Annotated in this window: 20 protein-coding genes; 6 read left to right on the top strand and 14 right to left on the bottom strand. The window is 38.5% G+C overall.

Annotated features, from left to right (window positions below; genetic code table 11):
• The first annotated feature begins 227 nt into the window (after positions 1-227).
• On the top strand, positions 228-566 hold the full coding sequence (locus ACPWSO_RS03310) for a metal-sulfur cluster assembly factor (RefSeq protein ID WP_426081377.1): 339 nt from the start codon (positions 228-230) through the stop codon (positions 564-566).
• Positions 567-615: 49 nt separating this feature from the next.
• Here the strand turns inward: ACPWSO_RS03310 and ACPWSO_RS03305 are convergent, their stop codons facing one another.
• The 10 genes from ACPWSO_RS03305 to ppdK all read right to left on the bottom strand — a co-directional run bounded on the left by ACPWSO_RS03305 (position 616) and on the right by ppdK (position 10,539).
• On the bottom strand, positions 616-1,239 hold the full coding sequence (locus ACPWSO_RS03305) for a FadR/GntR family transcriptional regulator (RefSeq protein WP_426081376.1): 624 nt from the start codon (positions 1,237-1,239) through the stop codon (positions 616-618).
• Positions 1,232-2,410 carry a CynX/NimT family MFS transporter gene (locus ACPWSO_RS03300; RefSeq protein ID WP_426081375.1) on the bottom strand — a complete coding sequence of 393 codons (1,179 nt, stop codon included), beginning with the start codon at positions 2,408-2,410 and terminating at the stop codon, positions 1,232-1,234. Before ACPWSO_RS03300 ends, ACPWSO_RS03305 begins: the two co-directional genes overlap by 8 nt.
• Positions 2,411-2,670: 260 nt before the next feature.
• The gene (locus ACPWSO_RS03295) at positions 2,671-3,147 is read right to left on the bottom strand and encodes a hypothetical protein (protein WP_426081374.1); all 477 of its coding nucleotides are present in this window, start codon (positions 3,145-3,147) and stop codon (positions 2,671-2,673) included.
• Between the two features lie 15 nt (positions 3,148-3,162).
• A complete protein-coding gene (locus tag ACPWSO_RS03290; RefSeq protein WP_426081519.1) occupies positions 3,163-3,777 on the bottom strand; it encodes a class I SAM-dependent methyltransferase in 615 nt (204 codons plus the stop codon).
• Positions 3,778-4,197: 420 nt separating this feature from the next.
• The gene (locus ACPWSO_RS03285; RefSeq protein ID WP_426081373.1) at positions 4,198-4,707 is read right to left on the bottom strand and encodes a DUF2262 domain-containing protein; all 510 of its coding nucleotides are present in this window, start codon (positions 4,705-4,707) and stop codon (positions 4,198-4,200) included.
• Between the two features lie 71 nt (positions 4,708-4,778).
• Positions 4,779-5,087 (bottom strand): DUF3784 domain-containing protein, encoded by a 309-nt coding sequence (locus tag ACPWSO_RS03280; protein WP_426081372.1) that lies wholly within the window; start codon positions 5,085-5,087, stop codon positions 4,779-4,781.
• A gap of 79 nt (positions 5,088-5,166) precedes the next feature.
• Positions 5,167-5,319 (bottom strand): hypothetical protein, encoded by a 153-nt coding sequence (locus tag ACPWSO_RS03275; protein ID WP_426081371.1) that lies wholly within the window; start codon positions 5,317-5,319, stop codon positions 5,167-5,169.
• Between the two features lie 154 nt (positions 5,320-5,473).
• Positions 5,474-6,778, bottom strand: coding sequence for a diaminopimelate decarboxylase (lysA, locus tag ACPWSO_RS03270; protein ID WP_426081370.1), 1,305 nt, complete (start codon positions 6,776-6,778; stop codon positions 5,474-5,476).
• Between the two features lie 493 nt (positions 6,779-7,271).
• Complete coding sequence (gene spx / locus ACPWSO_RS03265) at positions 7,272-7,673, bottom strand: transcriptional regulator Spx (protein WP_426081369.1); 402 nt, start codon at positions 7,671-7,673, stop codon at positions 7,272-7,274.
• Between the two features lie 205 nt (positions 7,674-7,878).
• Complete coding sequence (gene ppdK / locus ACPWSO_RS03260; protein WP_426081368.1) at positions 7,879-10,539, bottom strand: pyruvate, phosphate dikinase; 2,661 nt, start codon at positions 10,537-10,539, stop codon at positions 7,879-7,881.
• Between the two features lie 167 nt (positions 10,540-10,706).
• Here ppdK and ACPWSO_RS03255 point away from each other — a divergent pair, with 167 nt between their 5' ends.
• Genes ACPWSO_RS03255 through ACPWSO_RS03245 form a run of 3 tightly spaced genes read left to right on the top strand, consistent with a single transcriptional unit; the run spans position 10,707 to position 14,095 of the window.
• Positions 10,707-11,342, top strand: coding sequence for a helix-turn-helix transcriptional regulator (locus ACPWSO_RS03255; protein WP_426081367.1), 636 nt, complete (start codon positions 10,707-10,709; stop codon positions 11,340-11,342).
• Positions 11,343-11,357: 15 nt separating this feature from the next.
• Complete coding sequence (locus ACPWSO_RS03250; RefSeq protein ID WP_426081366.1) at positions 11,358-12,167, top strand: pyruvate, water dikinase regulatory protein; 810 nt, start codon at positions 11,358-11,360, stop codon at positions 12,165-12,167.
• Positions 12,168-12,187: 20 nt separating this feature from the next.
• Complete coding sequence (locus ACPWSO_RS03245) at positions 12,188-14,095, top strand: fructose-1,6-bisphosphatase (RefSeq protein WP_426081365.1); 1,908 nt, start codon at positions 12,188-12,190, stop codon at positions 14,093-14,095.
• A 147-nt stretch (positions 14,096-14,242) separates the two neighbouring features.
• Here ACPWSO_RS03245 and ACPWSO_RS03240 read toward each other — a convergent pair whose 3' ends face one another.
• The 3 genes from ACPWSO_RS03240 to ACPWSO_RS03230 form a co-directional block, all read right to left on the bottom strand.
• Positions 14,243-14,413, bottom strand: a complete 171-nt coding sequence (locus tag ACPWSO_RS03240; protein WP_426081518.1) for a hypothetical protein — start codon at positions 14,411-14,413, stop codon at positions 14,243-14,245.
• A 126-nt stretch (positions 14,414-14,539) separates the two neighbouring features.
• A complete protein-coding gene (locus ACPWSO_RS03235; RefSeq protein WP_426081364.1) occupies positions 14,540-15,196 on the bottom strand; it encodes an ABC transporter ATP-binding protein in 657 nt (218 codons plus the stop codon).
• Positions 15,197-15,209: 13 nt separating this feature from the next.
• Complete coding sequence (locus ACPWSO_RS03230) at positions 15,210-16,748, bottom strand: ABC transporter permease (protein WP_426081363.1); 1,539 nt, start codon at positions 16,746-16,748, stop codon at positions 15,210-15,212.
• 219 nt (positions 16,749-16,967) lie between these two features.
• Here ACPWSO_RS03230 and ACPWSO_RS03225 point away from each other — a divergent pair, with 219 nt between their 5' ends.
• Both ACPWSO_RS03225 and ACPWSO_RS03220 read left to right on the top strand, forming a co-directional pair.
• Entirely contained in the window at positions 16,968-17,984 is a 1,017-nt protein-coding gene (locus ACPWSO_RS03225; protein ID WP_426081362.1) for a serine hydrolase, read from the top strand.
• A 202-nt stretch (positions 17,985-18,186) separates the two neighbouring features.
• Positions 18,187-20,112, top strand: a complete 1,926-nt coding sequence (locus ACPWSO_RS03220) for a heavy metal translocating P-type ATPase (RefSeq protein WP_426081361.1) — start codon at positions 18,187-18,189, stop codon at positions 20,110-20,112.
• Between the two features lie 185 nt (positions 20,113-20,297).
• On the opposite strand, the gene wecB is transcribed toward ACPWSO_RS03220, so the two are convergent.
• Entirely contained in the window at positions 20,298-21,395 is a 1,098-nt protein-coding gene (gene wecB, locus ACPWSO_RS03215; protein WP_426081360.1) for a non-hydrolyzing UDP-N-acetylglucosamine 2-epimerase, read from the bottom strand.
• Positions 21,396-21,436: the final 41 nt, after the last annotated feature.

Below are 21,436 nucleotides of genomic sequence, written 5' to 3'. Positions count from 1 at the left end.
ACTTGTTAACACTCAATAGTTTACAAATTTCTTAAGATTTTGTCAATCTTTTTTTCTCAAGAATTTCTTTTTTTCTGATTGTGCCAGTATAAATCAGTCAAATTGAAAGACTCTTTACATCTGGTGGACAGGCGCTACTGCTTCTTTATTGAAAGAGATTCTCATTTACAAAACAGAAAAAAGAAGGTATTATAAACGATAGTTAATGATAAAGGAGTCGAGAGACAATGAGCGAAGAACAGAAACGGTCTGCTGAAGAAATCGAAGAGATTAAAGAAGAGATTTTGACTGCTCTTGAAACAGTTATTGACCCTGAATTAGGTATTGATATCGTAAATTTAGGTTTGATTTATGAAATAGAATTTGAAGAAAACGGCGACACCATCATCAAAATGACTTTAACCACTATGGGCTGTCCTCTTGCAGATATTCTAACAGAGCAGATTCATCAAGCAGTGGCTGATATTCCAGAAGTTAACAATGTAGAAGTGAAACTTGTATGGTATCCAGCTTGGACAACAGATAAGATGTCACGCTACGCTCGGATTGCATTAGGGATTCGCTAAAAATTTAAAGCACGTATCAGCTTTTTCTGCTGATGCATGCTTTTTTATATCACGAATGATTATTTTTACTAATCAGCAATGCAGCTTTGTCGTAATTTCCATCAACAATCGCTTCGTATAATTCATTATGCAGAATGGTATTATCCTGATAGTCCTTAAGTTTCAACATCTGACTACTCAAAAATAATTTTAAATCGGGCAACAGCTCATTGTACCATTTAATAAGAAATGGATTTTTTGAAAGTGAAACTATCTTCATATGAAAATTTAAATCGCTTGTTATATAGTCAGAAAACTGTCCCTCCTGAAGCAGACGATTTCTTTCGAACAATGCTTCTTTCAACTGAATCAGCTCTGCCACATCACATTCTTGTTTCGCAAGCTGTTCAACTGCCTGTTTTTCAAGCATTTCGCGAGCCGTCAAGAGCTGCTCTACTGAAGGACTTTGACTAAATGGCTCATTATTTATAAAGGTTCCAGCTCCCTGTCGAACATCTAAAACATTTGAGAATGACAATATTTTAACTGCTTCTCTCAATGTAGAACGACCAATTTCAAGCTCTTTTGCTAAATCAGTTTCTTTAGGAAGCTTTTGCCCAGCAGTTAGCTGATTTTCTTCTATATAGTTGATAAGAGCAGTGATTGTTTGGTTAACCAGTCCTCTACTATTCATGAGCAGTTACCCTTTGCTTTCCATCCTTCAGACCAGTCAGCAGCAGTAGGATTGTTCCAGCAGCAACAAACCAGAACAAAAAGGAATAGCTGCCGGATTGATCCACTAGTAACCCGATAATTGAGGGAATAATACCGCCGATGATATACCCAAACGCCTGCACTAAACTTGTCCAAATACTCGCTTCAACTGCATTACTACTAGACTGAAGCGGCAGCAGCATCGCTATTGGAAATAGCCCGCCTAGGCTTATAGCCGTTAAGATAGTACCAATCGTCATAAAAAATTCTCCATTACAAAACAGGAACAATAAAACCGCTCCGAACATGAATAGGCAACAGCCTGTCAGCCATTGTCCGAGACGTCCGAATCGATCCATCATCGTTGGAATGATGAAACTAAACGTCATTTGAACAGCAGTGAAAAGAGTCAGCTGTAGTGCTGAAGCAGTTGGTGTTAATCCTTTGTGGAGCAAGAAGTCTGGAATCCAAGTGGTAATGCTGTAAAAGATACCTGATTGAATGCCAAAGAAAAGAATCATTTGCCACAGTTTGGGATTTTTTAAATGCGTGCGAACCGTCTCGGATTGTTCTTTCTCCTTCAAGCTGTGTTCCTGCTGTGTCGGAACAAAAAATAACCAAAGTAAGGCGGTAATCACCGCAAAGATTCCCCATACCGCTAGCGAATACTGCCAGCTTCCGTCAAAAAAATTGGTTATCAGTATCATAAAGCTGGATGCACAAACCGCCCCAAGACCCATTCCTAAAGAATAGAACCCAATAAGCAGACCTGATTTATTGGGAAATTCTTCCTTAATAAATCCTGATAACAAAGGACCTATTATGGCAATAGCAAAACCAATTAAAAAGGCGGTCAAAATAAGCAGATAGTAATTAGCCGCAAAAGCCCTCCCGCTAATACTAAAACCCAATAGAATTAAGAAGATAAAAACGCCATATTTTCTACCCAACTTTTGTTGAATACTACTTACAAAAAAGGCCAGTACACCCATACAAACAACTGGAATACTTGTAAGCAAACTCGCCTCTAAATTTGTTAATTCCAGTGAATTCTTGATTTGAGCCAGAATCGGCGGAACACTGGCAATCCCCAATCGTAGATTAAATGATACTAGAAAAATCAAAAGAATGTACTTTATTTGTTTATTCATTTATTTCCTCCTACATAAAGGTCTGATGTATTTTAATACATCATATCATTTCTACATTATATTACCCAGTATTTTTATAAAATATCACTGATTTTCAGCTTTTGTTAGAGGAAAATAACTTCCAATTCTGCAATCCTTATCCACACGGTCAGTAAATGCATTCTAAGAACAATTGTCTAAGGAAAGTAACAGCTGTCAGAGAAGCGTCATCCAACTATGTAGCACTCACCTCAGCCAGTATTTCTTACCCACCATCTGTATTAGACAAGTAAATCGCTTTTTAAGTGTTCTGGAAAAATAACCGTAAACTGCTTCTTGCCATCTGCGAAGCAAATAACTACCTCTACAGAATCAGATAAATTAACCAATTCGAAATTGATTAAAGCATCGCCATCTCTGGTACCTGCATCAAGAGGTGTTTCAAATACTAACCCTTCCTCGTCAAAGATAAAGCCGGTAGCTTTCAGTTCTTCTCCAGCTTGAACAGCCGAAATAGATAACAGATACTCACTTAGTTTACAGGGCTCCTTGCTCGTGTTTAACCATTCCATTTCAATGCTTACTAGAGGTCTCTTATCTCCTGTCATCAACATAGCACCTATATAATCAATTTCAAATGGTCCTTCCTGAAAAAGCTCTGAGTTATCATAGATTTGATTAAACTCTCTTTCTCTAGCTAATTCTCCATTCCTCTTTGTCTGATCAATATATCCTTTTAATTTATCAAATATTCCCATGTTTATTTTCTCCTTTTAACAATTTTTTTCTATTATAAATAACAACCAGCCGTTCTTTGTCATCTGCTTTTTTACGGTAAAACCCTTTGTGCTTAAATATTCTTTAAAATGAGCTGATACACCTAATTCTTTTAGAAAATAGCGCTGCTTTGATTCTTCACAGGAGAGTAACACTGTCCCTTCTGGCGTGAGAATCCGAGCGATTTCTATAAAAGCCGTGTCCAGATTTTCCCAATGAAAATGTGTTTGAAAAGCGGTAATCAAATCAAAGGTCTGCTCATTAAATGTCGTCCGTTCAATTGATTCCTGTTTAAAACAAAGTCCTTTTTCTACTTTTTCATTTGCCAGACGAACAGCTGTTTCAGAAATGTCTATCCCCGTTATATCAGCGGCTGGATAATAGTTTTTCAGTAATTTACTGGATGCTCCATTTCCCATCCCAACATCAAGTATTCTTTTGGGCTGTTCGTTAATCCCATGTTTGACAGCCCATTTAACCATTGGTATATACGTTCCGTTCCAGATCCGCATCATTCTTTTGCCGATAAATCCGGAAGGATTTTTTGACTGAGCAAGTAAATATCTATAGAGAAATACCAAGATAAACATACAAAAAATAATCGTCAACACCAGTTTCAAGTTTCCACCTCTCCTTTTTTAATTTCTTAAAATAACCATATCATAAATGTTTGCCAATGACTATTTGTTCCTTTCTTTCAAACGAAAAAGCATCAGACCCATTCCTCGTCTGATGCTTCAAAATTGATATTTGCATTCTTTTTTCGATCCAAGAACTTTAGTCCTAATAAAAACCTTAAGCTTCTCGTTTTTTGAAAACAGCTTTCAGAAGAAGAATTCCTGATACGATCGTAATTACTGCCTTCAATAGTTGAATCTTATCAATTTTCTGACCTTTACTCTTGTTCATTGTCATCCCTCCGAAATTTTCTATACCTTTATTTTATCGTCAGCATACAGGGAATTCCAATAATACAACTTAATTCTATAAAAAATTAAGATTTTATATAAAACTAGTTTCTCTCATACTACTTAACCGACTAGACTGCCAACAGTCACACAATGCTCCTGATTGCTCCAGACCTCTATCGCATGACCTGCAAAATAATCAGGACTACATTCGATATATAGCGTCAAATCATACTTAGTTAAATCCTCACTCATTTCGAAACTTACCCCATTAAAATACAAGCTCTCTTCAAAAACCTGTTTAGTTATTGGCAGCTGCACCTCTTGTCCATCGATTTTATAACAACCTGCTTTTCCTTCTACCTCTTCTGCAGCACAGGTCCAGTCCTCTGCAAGAGCTAGAATTCCTTCTTCAAGCATTAAACCGCAAAACTCTGTTTTACTCTTCTCAATCCACTGAATTTCCTTAGTTAAAAGCTTAATCAATTGAGCCTTTTCTTGAACATTCAGGTCTTCTTTAGCCTTTTTAAGAGAAACATTAATATATGCATCTTTTCCCCACAAATTAGCTTGAAAGGTATAATAATTTACCAGCTGCTTTTCTGCCTGCCAATCATTAATTGAAGCAATCATTTTTAATCTCCTATTTTCTTTCTTCTTGGATAACTTACTTTTTTCTTATTATTTCCAAAAAAATCCTACAATCAGTTTTTAAATCTGGGAGAAGTATTTACAAAGATAAGCAGAAATGCCAGCGGAATCAGTATCAACACAAATGAATAGTCACTCGTTGCTGGAAATAAAATCGACAATATTAAAACTAAATCGATATATAATAAAAAAGTTCCGACTGCTTTTCCTAAAGCTGGACCATTAGTCTCTTTTCGCTTTTCCGGTTCCATTGTATTGTAGCCGGCAATAAGCATCAGCCATTTCCCACGAATAAGTTGAATACTGATTACAATCGTAGTAATCAACAACAAATACTGGATTATTTCATCACTAAATTGCATTTCTTCACCTTCTGATTTATTTTTTACTTACTTATTTCTACTAACTTCATTGACCATCAGGATTGATTATTTAAAAGATTTATTTTTTCTTTTTCTGAAGTTCATCATAAGCAGCACCAATTGCCAAGCCCAAGCAAAGTCCTAAGGCCAGCTGATTCAGCAACAATCCAAATAACAGTCCAAATGACAAACCTAGCGCAAGTCCATTTTCAGATTTCTCTTTTTGACTCATCCTCAACCTCCAAATCATAAAAAATACTTTTAATTTTCAAGACTACAGGAAAAGGGCTGTCACATTTATCAAACTGACAATGCTACATCCCTAATCATCAAATACACAGCTCGCTTTCCTTGCCCTACTGTTAAGAAGTTCCTTTAAAATCCACTTAGTCTTCACAATCCAAAGAAATCAAATCTTCATAGGTTTCTCTGCGGATGACTAATTTTGCTTCACCGTTTTCAACAAAAACAACCGCTGGTCTAGGATTACGATTATAGTTACTGGCCATTGAGTAACCATACGCACCTGTACTGGTCATAGCAAATAAATCCCCAGCGACTACTTCTGGTAAATCAATTTCCTTTATTAGGACATCTCCCGATTCACAATATTTCCCAACGACAGCTACTTTACTTGTCGTTTCTCTGCTGACTCGGTTTGCCAACATCCCGGTATATTCAGCTTCATAAAGAGCAGGACGAATATTATCCCCCATCCCGCCGTCCACTGCGACGTAATGACGAACATCTGGGATTACTTTTTGAGCACCAACCTTATACAACGTAGTGCCCGCTTCTGCCGCCAGACTCCGTCCTGGTTCCAGCCACAGTTCAGGTAATGGATAGTCAAGCCGTGCACACTGTCCTTTAACGCTTTCTACGATTGCTTTTACAAACTGCTCAGGTTTAAGCGGTTCATCCGCTTCAGTATACTGAATACCAAAACCGCCGCCCATGTTCAAAATCTCAGCAGTATAGCCAAAAGCTTCTTTCCACTCATGTAGAATTGTCAGCATCTTTTCCACGGCCACTAAAAAGCCGTCAGAAGAAAAAATTTGTGAGCCAATATGACAATGAATGCCTTTCACTAGTAAACCGTCTATCTCTAATGCACGCTGCATAGCTTGTTCGGCCTGTCCACTGTTGACATCAAACCCGAATTTAGAATCAACCTGCCCTGTCAAAATGTAGTCATGTGTCTCTGCGTTCACACCTGGTGTAATCCGCAGCATCACTGCCTGCTGGACTCCTTTTGCAGCGGTTAGTTCCTTCAGCAGTTCCAGTTCATAAAAATTATCAACAATGATAGTACCCACCTTGCTGTCCAACGCAAATTCCAATTCTTCTTTCAATTTATTATTTCCATGAAACTCTATATTTTCAGGAGACATGCCGCCTTTAACGGCTGTATATAATTCACCGCCGGATACTACATCGCATCCAAGATTTTCTTCTTCCAGCAGCTTATACATTGCCAGACAGGCAAACGCCTTACTTGCATAAATAACCTTATTTTTTATTCCCAATTCATCAAGTGTCTTCTTAAAGCCTCTGGCTTTCTCTCTGATATGAGCAACATCATAGATAAATAATGGTGTCCCGTATGTTTCGGCTAACTCAGTTGTGTCACATCCGCCAATGACTAAATGTTGATTTTCGTTAAACTCTGCTGTGCCAAATAATAGCGACATTTCTTCACCTTCTTCATTTTAGTTATTACCGATAATAGCACAAAAATGATAAACTTCCTATTTATTTTTCATTTTTTTTTAAGCTGGTTTTTCTAGCCTACTTTCTGCTTTTATTATTTTCTCTTCTTGTAGATACCACTCAAATCCATTGCTGCTCATATGACTATCCAAGACCTGTCCGAAAGCTATAGAAGAAGCACATTTCCCAGAAATTTTGGCAGTGAGCTAAGATAAAATGGGCATTGTGATTCTTATATGGGTACACTTTTTAAAACTAAATTAACAGTGTTTCAAAAGTCCTTCATTTCTCGAGAACCATTAGTCTCATAGAGACAAAGCTGACTTCACTCTGATTTCAGACAAATTCTAAGTTTTCCGATTCCTTATAGTAATCTTTAATCCATCACTTTATTGACAAAAAAGCTGTCCAACCTTGAAAATTCAACGTTGAACAGCTTTACATTCAAAATATTTATATCAAAATAATAAAATTTTAAAAAACACCAGTCAGAAGCAAGGCGTGTGTGAGTTCCTGTTTTCTAACTTCTCTAGGTAAAAATACTCGAATTTCATCTTCGTTAAAACCAACTTGCATTCTATAATCATCAATGATGATTGGTCGGCGGAGTAAGCTGGTATTTTCCTGAATCAAATCCAGCAACTCGCTGATGCTCAGTTCGTCCAAATTTACTGAAAGCTTTTGATAAACCATTGACCGTTGTGAAATAAGTTCACTAGTTCCGGTCTCTGTGTACCGCAACATGTTTAAAAGCTCATCTCTTGTTAATGGTACTTTGAAAAAGTTTTTTTCCACATAGGGAATATCATGGTCTTCCAACCATTTCTTTGCTTTACGACAAGATGTGCAGCTTGGGGAAGTGTACACTGTAATCATAACTATCTCTCCTCATATATATGTTTTTACTATTAAATTCTATTATTTAAATTTATTTTTTGCAAATATTTTGCTTTTCACGTCATTATGCGAAATATTTAATCAATTTTTTTGTTTAGATTGATTATTAAATAAAATTTTATTTTGAAAATTGATTTTTTTGACAACAATAGAGGATTAATTGCTTAATATTACAGATTCTGATTTACACTTCTTTTATCAATTTATTCAAAATTTTAAGCTTTCCAGCCTGTTCCTTTATTTCTTCCTGAGCAATGGTTAGAATGGCTGCCGGTATTCTGAATGGTGAACAAGAAACATATGAAATTGGCAGCTTTCTCAGGAAACGAATAGACTGCGGATCTCCTCCAGCTTCACCACAAACACCTATCTGTGCAGCTCCTTTACTTGCTGTAATACCATCAACCGCCTGCTGAATTAACTGACCAACTCCTTTTTCATCCAAATGCTGGAATGGGTCACTTGGTAAAAGCTTCAAATTAAGATACTCATTAAGAAATTTCGCGGAGTCATCCCGAGAAAAGCCATAAGTCAGCTGCGTCAAATCGTTAGTACCAAAGCTGAAAAAGTCAGAACTTTGACTAATCTCTGCCGCTGTCAGACAAGCCCGCGGTGTCTCAATCATCGTTCCAATCTTATAAGAAATCCGATGACCATAAAGCTCAAAAATCACTTCGATTGTTTCTTCCAGTTGTTTTCGTAGTAAGCTCATTTCTTTATCCGTACTAACTAAAGGAATCATGATTTCCGGCACCACAGAGAAACCGCTCGACTGACTGACTTCAATAGCCGCTTCGATAATTGCAGCAGTCTGCATTTGATAAATTTGAGGAATACTCACTGCAAGCCGACAGCCCCTATGCCCTAACATAGGATTTTGTTCCGCTAATTCTGATATGCGCTTGCGAATCTGGGCTGGGGTTCGATTGGTCGCTATCGCAAGATCCTCTATTTCCCGTTCTGCTTTTGGCAAAAATTCATGCAGCGGCGGATCAAGCAGTCGTACGGTACATGGACGTTCCTCCATCAATTGAAAAATTTCTTTAAAATCATTTTTCTGATACTTTTTCAACTGTTCCAACGGTTTACGGAGTCCTTTCTGATCCACTGCAAGTATCATTTTACGAACTTCACTGATTCGCTCTTCACCAAAGAACATATGCTCTGTTCTGGCAAGCCCAATTCCTTTTGCCCCAAGCTTAAGGGCAGTCTGAATGTCTTCGGGCGTTTCCGCATTCCCATAAACTTCTAGTGTACTAAGCTCTTGTGCCCAATCCAGCACTTTATTTAATAGCTCCTGCTCCTCTCCTTCTTTCTTAGGGATACTCCCCTGATACAGCAAACCGGATGTTCCATCCACTGAAATAACATCTCCTGTCCCAAAGGTCACGTCACCACAGCTCGCCTGTTCTAAAAATTCATCTACCTGCAGCTCTTCACAGCCTGCTACACAGCAAACCCCCATCCCTCTGGCGACAACTGCGGCATGGGAGGTCATTCCACCTCTTGAAGTAACAATCCCTTCACTGACAACCATTCCTTCAATATCTTCTGGAGAAGTTTCCTGTCGAACTAAAATCACTTTTTCCCCTCTGTCACTGGCCGCTTTTGCCGCTTCAGCAGTGAAGTAAACCTGACCACTAGCTGCTCCCGGGCTTGCCGGCAGTCCTTTGACAAAGGGTACAGCAGCCTTTAGCGCCTCTTCTTCAAAGACTGGGTGAAGCAATTGAGTAATCATAGTTGGCGTAATTCGCTGTAGTCCTGCTTCTTTAGAAATAACTCCTTCTTCAACTAAATTTATACAGATTTTAAAAGAAGCCTTTGCTGTTCGCTTACCATTTCTGGTTTGAAGAATATATAACTTTTTATTTTCTATGGTAAATTCAATGTCCTGCATATCCTGATAATGTTGCTCCAGCTGCTCACTTATCTCACAAAATTCTGCGTAAATCTCCGGCATAGACTTTTTCAAAGCAGCAATTGGCTGCGGTGTCCTAATACCGGCTACAACATCTTCTCCCTGAGCATTTATAAGAAATTCACCGAAAATACCTTTTTCACCAGTTGAAGGATTTCTAGTAAAAGCAACACCCGTTCCACTGTCCAAACCAGAATTTCCAAAAACCATTTCCTGGATATTTACTGCTGTTCCCAAATCATCAGAAATATCATGAAGCCGCCTATAGGTTTTCGCTCTCTTATTATTCCACGAGCGAAACACAGCTTCGACAGAGTGGAACAGCTGCTCCATCGGATTTTGAGGAAAATGTTTGTGAAGGGTTTCCATATAAATTCCTTTGTAGACATCAACTAGATACTGCCAGTCTTCAGCCGTCATTTCTGTATCAATCGTATAGCCCTTTTGACTTTTATAAAAACTAAGCTGATCTTCAAACTTATTCTTGTCAATTCCCCAGACCACATCTCCGAACATTTGCAAAAGACGACGATAACAATCATAGGCGAACCGGCTGTTTCCTGTTTTTTCAGCCAGCCCAACTACCGTTTCATCATTTAAACCAAGATTCAAAATTGTATCCATCATCCCCGGCATAGAAAACTTTGAGCCGCTTCGAACAGAAATGAGCAAGGGATCCTCTGCATCTCCCAGTACTTTCATGGTCTGTTGCTCCAGTGATTGAATGTGCTGTCTAATCTCATTGATTAATTTTTCATTTAATCCGCTGCTCTCTTTTAAATAGTCCTTACAAGCTTCTGTTGTTATGGTAAACCCATTTGGTACAGGTAAATGAAGAGCTGTCATTTCAGCCAGATTTGCTCCTTTGCCGCCTAACAAATCCGACCATTCTTTTGCACCTTCTGAAAAATCATAGATATACGTCATTCTTTTTCCTCCGATAATTAGTATGTCATATTTGAATTAATTCGAATTATATAGTGTATCACATTTAGTGTCAACCTCTATTTTTACACATTATATTTTAACTTGCTTTTATATGTGACCATATATATAATTAATAGTATGTCACATTAAAAAGGTGGTTTGAAGGAATGAAATTAACTTCCAGACAACTGGAAATCATTAAAATCGTCAAGGAAAATCAGCCTATCAGCGGCGAAGAAATAGCTAAAGCTTTAGGGTTTAGCCGGGCTACATTACGCAGCGACCTCTCTATTTTAACCATGACTGGTCTACTTGATGCACGGCCAAAGGTTGGTTATTTTTACACAGGCCAGAAAGTCGAGCCGCTTCTATATGAAAAATTGTATAAGAGCAAGGTCAAAGATATTATGATTCCCCCACTGCTAATCTCTCAATCAACAACTATTTATGATGCAGTAACCAACTTGTTCATGTATGATGTGGGCTCGCTCTATGTAAAAAATGAACAAGAAGAGTTGATTGGGGTTTTATCACGAAAGGATTTGCTTAGAGCGGCTATCAGCAATCCCCATACTGAAAAAACACCGGTGGCTGTTATCATGACTCGAATGCCGAATATCATTACAGTCACTGGGGAGCACACGATTTTAGATGCTGGAGATCTGATTCTACTGCACAGTGTGGATACCCTGCCGGTAGTGTCTGAAACAGAACCTCTAAAGGTCATCGGAAAGCTGACAAAAACAAAATTAATGGAATACTTTATTCTGGCAGGAAAAGATATCGAAAATGAAAACTATTAGGAGTGTTAAAAAATCATGAAAAAAAGCAATGTGAAAATCTATTTAATCTCAGACTCAGTAGGTGAAACAGCACAGAAAATTATCTCAGCCGTCTCCGCTCAATACCCTGATATTGATATGAGCGATATTCAGCGTTTTTCTTTTATCACTGATGCAGAGCTGCTGCAGCCTATTTTAAAAGATGCTTTGCATGACAAAGCAGTTGTTGTTACTACTCTAGTTAACAAAGAATTAGTTGAGCTGGTTCGAAGCTTTGCCAGACGGACAGGTTTACTGTACGTTGACTACATGAGCCCTCTTAGTGAAATTATCGAATCAACTTTTGGCATCGCTCCCTTGCAGGAGCCTGGTGCTCTTCACAAGCTTAACGAGCAGTATTTCAACCGGGTAGCTGCTATTGAGTTTGCGGTCCGTTATGATGACGGCAAAGACCCGCGTGGTTTTCTGGATGCTGACTATGTCCTTCTAGGGGTTTCAAGAACGTCGAAAACACCTCTAAGTATGTATATGGCTAATAAAAACCATAAAGTTGCTAACCTTCCTCTTATTCCGGAAGTTCCCCTTCCAGAAGAACTGAATCAGATTGACCCAAGTAAAATTATTGGTTTAACAACATCGATGGACAGCCTTAGAGAAATACGGAAGTCACGTCTTCATTCTCTTGGTTTGAAAGAGGATTCAGCATATACTGACTGCGACAGAATTAAAGCAGAGCTGGCTTATGCAAATGATGTATTTGAAAAATATGGATCCTTAGTCATTAATGTGGAGAAAAAATCAATCGAAGAAACTGCTTCGATTATTGAAAGTGTCAACGAAGCGTAAGTTTTTGAGGAGGAAGCGATTTGACTGAACAATCAAGAGATGAACTTATAGCAGAAATTGTTAATTTAGAAGCCATTTTAAACCTGCCCAAGGGAACGGAGCATTTCGTAAGCGACCTTCATGGAGAATTTGAAGCATTCGATCATATTTTGCGTAATGGCTCCGGTAGTATCAAAGAAAAGGTGAGAATGATTTTTGCCAAAGAGCTTTCAGATGACGAAATCGCTTCCTTATGCTTTTTAATCTATTATCCAGAAGAAAAGCTAATCCGCCTAAAGCAAAAACAGCTTCTGACCTTTGATTTTTCAAAAAGAACCATTCAGCAGCTGCTGGACCTTGTCCGTTTTTGTTCTTGTAAATATACACGTTCCAAGGTCAGAAAAGCATTGCCGAAAAACTATGCCTATATCCTGGAGGAACTTATTTATCCCTATGATCAGAATGCCGATAAACAAGACTATTATGAACAAATTATCGACAAAATAATTTCTCTGCGCGAAGCGGAGGTGTTTATTACTTCTTTATGTTATCTCATTCAGCGTCTGGTTATCGATCATCTTCATGTTATCGGTGACATCTATGATCGTGGTCCAGAACCAGATAAAATCATGGATAAGCTGATAGCTTACCATTCTGTTGATATTCAATTCGGTAATCACGACATTATTTGGCTAGGTGCATTTTGCGGGTCTAAAGCCTGCTTGGCAAATGTGCTAAGAATCTGTGCCCGTTACGGCAATCTGGATTTGCTTGAAGAATCATATGGCATCAATTTGACTGGACTTCGGAAATTCAGCCGCAAATACTATAAAGATAATCTGCAGTTTCAACCAAAAAAAAATCCTTACCGGCATTTGACTGAAGAAGAGAAAATCGACAGCATGTTGATTCAGCAAGCCATAACAATTATTCAGCAAAAACTAGAAGGTCAAATTATTCTGCGGCGGCCGGATTTTGCTATGACTGACCGCTTGCTTTTGGATAAAATTGATGGAAATTCTCTTATTTTGGATAGTACAGCCTATTCCTTGGTTAACAGCTGCTTTCAAACAGTCGATCCCCATTCTCCCTTCTCTCTCTCTGAAGAAGAGGATGCATTGATTTCAGAGCTTATGTCACAATTTCAGCACTCTGAGCGGCTGGCTAAGCATATGTCCTTTCTGATGAAAAAGGGCTCTCTTTATCATGTTTATAACCAGAACCTCCTGATTCACGGCTGTATTCCGTTAAATACTGATGGCAGTTTTCAAAAGGTCAGCTTCAAAGGGCAGTCTTATTCCGGAAAAAAATTATTAGATTATTTTGATCACGCTATCACTGCGGCTTTTACGAATCGCTTCAGGCAGGTAGAAGAACTTACAGATATTATTTGGTACTTATGGTGCGGCGAAGGCTCCTCTCTTTTTGGCAAGAAAGCGATGAAAACTTTTGAACGCTACTTCTGTAGTGAAAGTGAACTGCACGTTGAAGAAAAAAATGCCTACTATTATTTACGGGAACAAAAAGAAACCTGTATGAAGCTGCTGGAAGAATTTGACATCAATCCGGTAATAGGCTGCATTATAAACGGTCATACGCCGATTAAGCTTAAGAAAGGTGAAACACCAATTAAAGCTGAAGGAAAAATGCTGGTAATAGATGGCGGTTTCTCAAAATCTTATCAAAAAGTCACAGGGATTGGCGGCTATACACTAATCTACAATTCCTACGGCATGCATTTAGCAGCACATAAGCCTTTTACAGAGAAAAACTCTGCTATTGCCAATAATGACGACATCGTATCTAGTAGACAAATTATCGATCGAAGAAACAACCGTATTAAAGTATTAGATACGTCTATCGGTGCTCGATTAAAATTGGAAGCCTATCAGCTACAGCAATACCTGTCAAAAATGGCAGATACTACCCTAATTCAAAAACAAGAATAATTAAAGACTTCTACGCCGAACAATTTTGATAGAACAAAAACTGAATGAAATCATAGAGCTTGAAACGAAAAGACAGAGATTTGCAGCGACCCCTAAAAGTTGGACCTGAAAATCTAACTTTTGAGGATTGGTATAGATTCTTTGATTTTATTTCAAGTTCTTTTTATACTGCGAAAAAATAAGTCCTTGAATCCTATAAATACGTGAACGAAAAGGATAAAAATTGCGCAAACCATAGGCAGCATGCTTGATTCCCTTGCTTTCATTTATTATTCTGTCTGTCAAACCATTGGAGAAAGAATATTGAAAAGTATTAATGATTCCTTGTTGGCATTTGAACGCTTAAATAAGTGCTGGTGTTTTTTTCTTTACGATTTTGAATTTCCACTAACACAATATTACAGAGCAAAAAGGAGCTGACAACTGCATCAGCTCCTGTGTTTGCTATATTTTTGTAAATTGACGGTTCTTCAGCTCATAAACTGTATCACATGCATTCGCCACGTCCTGTTCATGTGTCACAATGATGATACATTTATGCTCTTCATGAGCCACTTTTTGAAACAGTTTCACAATATCTTCAGAGGTCTTTTCATCTAAATTCCCAGTTGGTTCATCAGCGACAATTAATTCATGGTTACAACAAAGAGCTCTAACGATTGCCACACGCTGCTGCTGCCCGCCGGAAAGCTGTGTCACACTTTTTTTGGCTAAAGCTTCATCAATTCCTACTACTTGCAGCTGCTCCAAAGCATATGCTTTTTTATCCAGCTTTTTTAAGCCTGAAATGGCCATTGCTGTCAGTACATTGTCAAGCGCTGACATGTAAGGAAGTAGATTATATGCCTGAAAAATAATTGAGACATCATTTTTTCGGTAATTTCTTAAACCAATATTTTTTAAAGACTCGCCATTATATTGAATGGTTCCGGCTTTAGGCACATCTAACCCGGAAATTAAGGATAGAAAAGTCGTTTTACCTGAACCGCTAGCCCCTAATATGGCATACATATTTCCTTTATGAAATTCCAAATCTACATCTTTGTATAGATAGTCTTCTTCTTGCTTATACCAGTAGCCAACATTTTTTGTTTCAAGCATATTTGATTTCCTCCTATGTTGTTAAAATTTTTCTAGGCTGCAGACGAATGATTCCTATGGATGAGAGCAAGATTGAACCAAAGCTGATTAATATACCTAATCCTGCCAGCATTGCAATCTGGTCAGCAGTCACTTTGATATCCATATTTTCAATTTCAGCTGCTGCTTCCTGAGAGCTCGCACCCATACTTGCGAAGTTTCCAGGGCCTCTTCCTCTATTCCCTTGCTGTCCGCCGGAACCGCCTTCTGTCATTCCATTGTTTGCTGTCGTCTGGCTGCTTTCTGTTTGTTGCTGAATCAGCTGCTCGCCAACCACATTGCCGACAACATTTCCGCTGAAGGATGCAATAGCCAAAGCAACAAGCATACAGACAATAATCTCTGAAAAGAATTGGAGAATTACTTTCACTCTTGCTTCTCCCATAGACAAAAGCACACCAATTTCATACCGTCTTTCACGAATAGTCATCATCACAATCAAGGTTAGGATAATAACACCTGCAACCGCTACGAGAATCACAATATTCTTAGCAAAGCTAGCTACATTGTTCAAAGGCTGAAGCATCTGCTGGTACATTAGGTCATTTGTTTGAATACTGAATGTATCTGTATCAATCAGTGCTTCTGATGCCTCAACAAATTGGTCCATTTTTTCCGGATCAGTTAACGTGTAAACAGCTGAATCGATTGTTCCTTCTGAGTCGTCTCCTTTTAAGGCATTTGCAAACGTATATGAACCATAAATCGTATTAGCTGGATTTAGGAAATTGAACATCATGCCCATGCTACTGCTGCTTTCAGTGGTTTCATAAATTCCTTTAACCGTCACTTCGTATGTTGTTTCTTCATCCTCCGGACTAGTGATTGTGAAAGTATCCCCTACACTTAATTCATTCGCATCAGCTAACGTCTGCTCAATTACTACGTTATTTGTTCCTTCGTCTTCACTAGTAACCGCTTGACCATCGACAATTACTGCACTGCCTTCTGAAAAGCTGGAATACATGGAAAGATCTTTTACTCCTGTAACTTGAAAATCGCTTTGCATCATCTGAGCGCCGCCATTTTCACCGCCGCCCATCATTCCTGCTCCACCTGGTCCGCCACCCATCATTCCTGCTTGTGCCGTATCAGAACTGGAAGAACTAGCTGTATCTGTCTCCTCTGTTTCATCTTCTGTTGAAATAGGTGTAATTCCATCTCCGGCACCTGCTGAAGAAGAAGAAATAAACGAATAGGTTTTAACATTATCCAACGCTGTTATTTTTTCAGCATCTTCCAGATTGACTGGTGTTACACTGAAGCTTCCAGGATCCGGCTTTTCTTCGCCTTCCTCTGTTTCAGAGCGTTTCATTCCATTTTCACGATTCGTTGTCAAAGTAACTGTAGCTCCTACGCTTTTCTTTGCATTCTCAGTAGCTGTCAAGGCAGCGCTGCGGATTGTTAATCCTGCCAAGACAAATATTAAAATTGCTGAGAACACCGCACTCAACAACAGGGTTCTCCCTTTCTTCGCTTTCATACTTAGTAATGCCCGTCTTATAAAATCCATATAATAGCCTCCTAGCCAAATAATCATATCGGAACAATCATTACTTTAGCCCAGTCAACTTAAATAGAACTTAAAAAGACTAGGCAGCCTTTGGATAATTTTATTGATACTGCTCATTTAACCTTTCTCTTCAATGAACTCCATATTCGTCTTGCAAAAGAAACATAAAAATGATTAAATGGAACTGTCTCAAATTATTTTAGAGAGGATAACTATATTTTGGAAAAGAAGAAAATGACCCTCTATGGAATGATTTTCTTTATTTGTCTGTTTTTAATTGTTACGTTCTTTTTTTCTACGAATACAGTCAATTATGCTGTAGAACAACAAACAGCTGAAACCCCTGAACCTGAATTAGCTATTAAAACAGGTCTAGAGTCTCCCCTCGTTGAACTGGAAAAGGATTCTGCTCAGGAAACAATTGAACTAATTGAGACTGAACAGCTGGATACTTATTTCGAACAGATTCAGACGATGATTGATAAAGCAGCGGCGGATTTCAACGGAGAACTGGCTGTCACCTATGTTGACACGACTACTGGAAAACAGCTGTCAGTTAATGGAAAAAAAGAATTTTATACGGCAAGCACTATCAAAGTCCCTTTGGCAATGATGGTCGCTGACCGGGTAAGCGAAGGCGTTTTCCAATGGGATGATCAAGTGGTCTATTCCGAAGAAAACGACTACGAAGAAGGTACTGGTAAATTGTTGAACGATATCCAGCCTTCCTATTCCCTTCAAACTTTACAGGAATACAACATTACCTATTCAGATAATATCGCTAAAAATATGCTTTATGGTCTTTTTGGCGGTGATAAACAGGCTAAACGCCAGCTTTACCGATACTTCTTCCAACGTGAGGCGAATGTTGAAGATACTCAATTTACTTCTCAGGATGGCGCAAAAATCCTTTTGAAGCTTTATCGGGAAAAAGCAGACAATAAAGAATATCAAAAAATTTATGATTATATGAAAAATACTGTTTTCCATGAGCGCATGGAGACATCTCTTACTAAAGGCAAAGTAGCTCACAAGATAGGATCCTATGACAGCTTTATTCATGATATAGGTATTCTTGAGACCTCTCATCCTTTCGTTCTGTCTATTTTTACAAACGGCAAAGATGGCTCAGAAGCAATTTCAGCGCTTACCGATCAACTTTGGAAAATGCAATCAGAACAATATCCAGCTACACAGGCAACTCCTCAACAATTAATTGATAAAACCGGCGCGTGAAATCACGCACCGGTTTTATTTGTATAGATACAGCAAAGCTACAATGATAATGATTATCATTACAGATTAGAAATAATACAGAGTTAAATATCAAAAACATTGATTTTAAGCCAAATGATAATCACTATCGTTCTCAATTAGCTATTTTCATTATCAATTAGACTTTTATTGTGCTATGCTATAGATGAAGGAGGGATTTGTCATGAAACTATCAAAAGAAAAACAAGCTTTAGTAGCTACTGTACTCTGCTTAACCTTGATGGCTACTGGTTTTATTCTTGAAAAAACGGCTATTTCATTTTATCCGCTGATATTTATTCTTGCCATTTTTATTGGAGGATTCAAACAAACAAAAGAAGGTCTCATCGATACCATTGAAAATAAACATTTAAATGTCGACTTGTTAATGGCTCTTGCCGCAATTGGCGCCTGTATTATCGGAAACTGGTTTGAAGGAGCTATGCTCACCTTCATCTTCTGTCTTAGTGGTGCATTAGAGGAGTACGCGACAAATAAAAGCAAAAAAGAAATATCCAATTTAATTAATATGCAGCCTGAAACTGCTTTAAAAATCAACAATGATGGAAAGACAGCTGAAACGCCAGTAGCTGAGCTAGCCATCGACGACTTAGTGCTTGTACCAAAAGGCTCCAGTATTCCTATTGACGGCTTTTTAATTAGCGGGGAAAGTACAGTTGATGAAGCTGCTATTAGCGGTGAGTCTGTCCCAGTAGATAAATCAGTTGGAGACGAGCTTTTTGGCGGAACGATTAATTCAGGGGAAGCCTTTACGATGAAGGTAGCGAAAAAAAGCGAAGATACACTTTTTGCTAAAATCATTCGTCTAGTAGACGAAGCTCAAAATACGCCCTCACAAACTGCCAGCTTTATTGATAAAATTGAAAATATTTATGTAAAAGCAGTACTAATCATTGTCCCTTTGATGATTCTAATCCCTTTCCTATTTCTTGGCTGGAGTTGGAATGAAAGCTTTTATAGAGGAATGGTTCTTTTGGTTGTCGCTTCGCCCTGTGCCTTAGTTGCTTCTGCTACACCAGCAACATTGGCGGCTATTTCCAACGGGGCAAAAAACGGCGTATTATTCAAAGGGGGAATTTACCTTGAAAATCTTGCTGATTTAAAAGCAATCGCCTTTGATAAAACAGGAACATTAACCAGAGGAATTCCTGCAGTTACAGATGCTGTTTTTCTAACAAAAGACAGCGATGCGCTGGACATTCTCTTAGCAATGGAGCAACGATCCAGCCATCCCTTAGCTCAGGCAATCGTCCGTTTCTATAGTGAGCATCAGATTCAAAATGATTATGGGCAGCTCGACGTCCAAAATGTTGTTGGTTCTGGAATGGAAACTACAGTCAATGGAACAACCTGGCGTATCGGAAAAGCAGCATTTGGTACAGATACGTCTTCTGATAATCATTTACATCAGCAAACTGAACAGCTGTATTCAGAAGGGAAAACAGTAATTTATCTTTTTAAAGAAAATACAGTTGTTGCTTATTTCGGCTTATTGGATTTACCAAAGCCAGAAGCTGCTGGTGTACTTGCCTATTTTAAAGAACAGGGCGTGCATACAACGATGATTACCGGCGACCATTTACAAACAGCCCAGGCAGTTGCTCGTGAATTAGCTATTGATGAAATCCACGCCGGCTGTCTGCCAGAAGATAAAACAACATTAATCAAAGAGCAAAAAGCGGCTTACGGTGTCAATGCTATGGTTGGAGACGGCATCAATGATGCCCCAGCATTAGCCAATGCTGCAATTGGTGTAGCAATGGGCGAAGGAACAGATGTGGCGATGGATGTAGCCGATATGGTGTTAATGAAAAATGATTTGAGTAAGCTGCAGATGAGCCATCTGTTATCAAAAAAACTGAAGAAAATTGTTGTTCAAAATATGATTTTCTCAGTTGCTGTCATTATGCTGCTGATTTTTTCTAATTTGTTTCAAGTGATATCTTTACCTCTCGGGGTAATTGGTCATGAAGGAAGTACTATTTTAGTTATTCTTAATGGCTTAAGAATGCTAAAAACTATTCCGACGACACCAGCAAAACCAGCTGCGGGAAATTCCAGACGTCAGCTTGCACATTATGAAGGATGAGCAATCAGCACAGAAGCTTTACTTTTATTAATAAAAACCGTGATAAAAAAATATAATCGAACTAATTAGTTACTAAAGGTATGAAGGTATGCTGGATACAAAAAAACTGTCGATGAAACAATCTCATAAGTTAATTTTTCACTTAAACTTATGGAATTGCTGCAAATCGGCAGTCTTTTATTATTTTAAAGATATTTTTCTAGACAGTCAGCAATTCGCTGAGAGGCAAAACCGTCTCCATAGGGATTACTGGCATGACTCATTTTTTCATAAGCTGCTTTATCTTCTAACAACAGCTTGAAATTTTTATAGATGCTTTCTTCACTGGTTCCCACCAGCTTCAAAGTACCGGCCTCAATTCCTTCCGGCCGTTCTGTTGTATCCCGCATAACAAGCACTGGCTTCCCTAATGAAGGCGCTTCTTCCTGAATTCCGCCGCTGTCTGTTAGCACCAAGTAGCTTCTCGCAAGAAAATTATGAAAATCAATAACCTCCAGCGGTTCAATCAAACGAATCCGGTCATCTCCAGCCAAATATTTATTTGCTGTCTCCCGAACCTTGGGATTCAAATGAATAGGATAAATTGCTTTAACATCCTCATGCTCATCAATGATTCTGCGAATAGCCCGAAACATATGTGCCATAGGCTCTCCAAGGTTTTCTCTGCGATGGGCAGTAATCAATATCAGTTTGCTTTTTCCAACCCAATCCAACTGTTCATGCTGATAGGAAGCTTTCACTGTTGTCTTTAGCGCATCAATTGCGGTATTTCCCGTAATGAAAATACTGCTTTCTGCTTTCCCTTCCTTTAGTAAATGGTCAGCAGCTTTTTGAGTAGGTGCAAAATTAAACGTGCTGATTAATCCCACTGCCTGACGATTAAATTCTTCTGGAAATGGTGAATAGATGTTGTAGGTTCTAAGTCCTGCTTCCACATGTCCGAATGGAATGTGAAGATAAAAGCAAGCTAGGCCAGTGGCGAAAGTTGTAGTAGTATCTCCGTGAACCAGAACAATATCCGGATGTTCTGCTTCCAAAACAGTTTTGATACCTGTAAGAATTGCAGACGTTACATCGAATAATGTCTGATTCGCCTTCATAATTGATAAATCAAAATCCGGTGTGACACCGAATACATGGAGCACTTGGTCCAGCATTTCCCGATGCTGTCCAGTTACACACACCTTAACAGAAAAATCCGGATGTTTTTTTAGCTCATTGACCAAGGGACACATCTTAATGGCTTCCGGACGTGTACCAAATACTAATAATATTTTCTTCACTTCATCTACCCCTCCTACTTCTAAAAAAACAGTTTAATCAT

It is taken from the genome of Enterococcus sp. LJL51 (assembly GCF_049894025.1).
Lineage (GTDB): Bacteria > Bacillota > Bacilli > Lactobacillales > Enterococcaceae > Enterococcus_L.
This window is presented reverse-complemented; position numbering and strand designations above follow the sequence as displayed.

Bases quoted from the DNA above. Each gene is read 5' to 3' on its own strand.
- ACPWSO_RS03310 (WP_426081377.1), top strand. From the start codon at position 228: ATGAGCGAAGAACAGAAACGGTCTGCTGAAGAAATCGAAGAGATTAAA.
- ACPWSO_RS03305 (WP_426081376.1), bottom strand. From the start codon at position 1,239: ATGAATAGTAGAGGACTGGTTAACCAAACAATCACTGCTCTTATCAAC.
- ACPWSO_RS03300 (WP_426081375.1), bottom strand. From the start codon at position 2,410: ATGAATAAACAAATAAAGTACATTCTTTTGATTTTTCTAGTATCATTT.
- ACPWSO_RS03295 (WP_426081374.1), bottom strand. From the start codon at position 3,147: ATGGGAATATTTGATAAATTAAAAGGATATATTGATCAGACAAAGAGG.
- ACPWSO_RS03285 (WP_426081373.1), bottom strand. From the start codon at position 4,707: ATGATTGCTTCAATTAATGATTGGCAGGCAGAAAAGCAGCTGGTAAAT.
- ACPWSO_RS03280 (WP_426081372.1), bottom strand. From the start codon at position 5,087: ATGCAATTTAGTGATGAAATAATCCAGTATTTGTTGTTGATTACTACG.
- ACPWSO_RS03275 (WP_426081371.1), bottom strand. From the start codon at position 5,319: ATGAGTCAAAAAGAGAAATCTGAAAATGGACTTGCGCTAGGTTTGTCA.
- lysA (WP_426081370.1), bottom strand. From the start codon at position 6,778: ATGTCGCTATTATTTGGCACAGCAGAGTTTAACGAAAATCAACATTTA.
- spx (WP_426081369.1), bottom strand. From the start codon at position 7,673: ATGATTACAGTGTACACTTCCCCAAGCTGCACATCTTGTCGTAAAGCA.
- ppdK (WP_426081368.1), bottom strand. From the start codon at position 10,539: ATGACGTATATCTATGATTTTTCAGAAGGTGCAAAAGAATGGTCGGAT.
- ACPWSO_RS03255 (WP_426081367.1), top strand. From the start codon at position 10,707: ATGAAATTAACTTCCAGACAACTGGAAATCATTAAAATCGTCAAGGAA.
- ACPWSO_RS03250 (WP_426081366.1), top strand. From the start codon at position 11,358: ATGAAAAAAAGCAATGTGAAAATCTATTTAATCTCAGACTCAGTAGGT.
- ACPWSO_RS03235 (WP_426081364.1), bottom strand. From the start codon at position 15,196: ATGCTTGAAACAAAAAATGTTGGCTACTGGTATAAGCAAGAAGAAGAC.
- ACPWSO_RS03230 (WP_426081363.1), bottom strand. From the start codon at position 16,748: ATGGATTTTATAAGACGGGCATTACTAAGTATGAAAGCGAAGAAAGGG.
- ACPWSO_RS03220 (WP_426081361.1), top strand. From the start codon at position 18,187: ATGAAACTATCAAAAGAAAAACAAGCTTTAGTAGCTACTGTACTCTGC.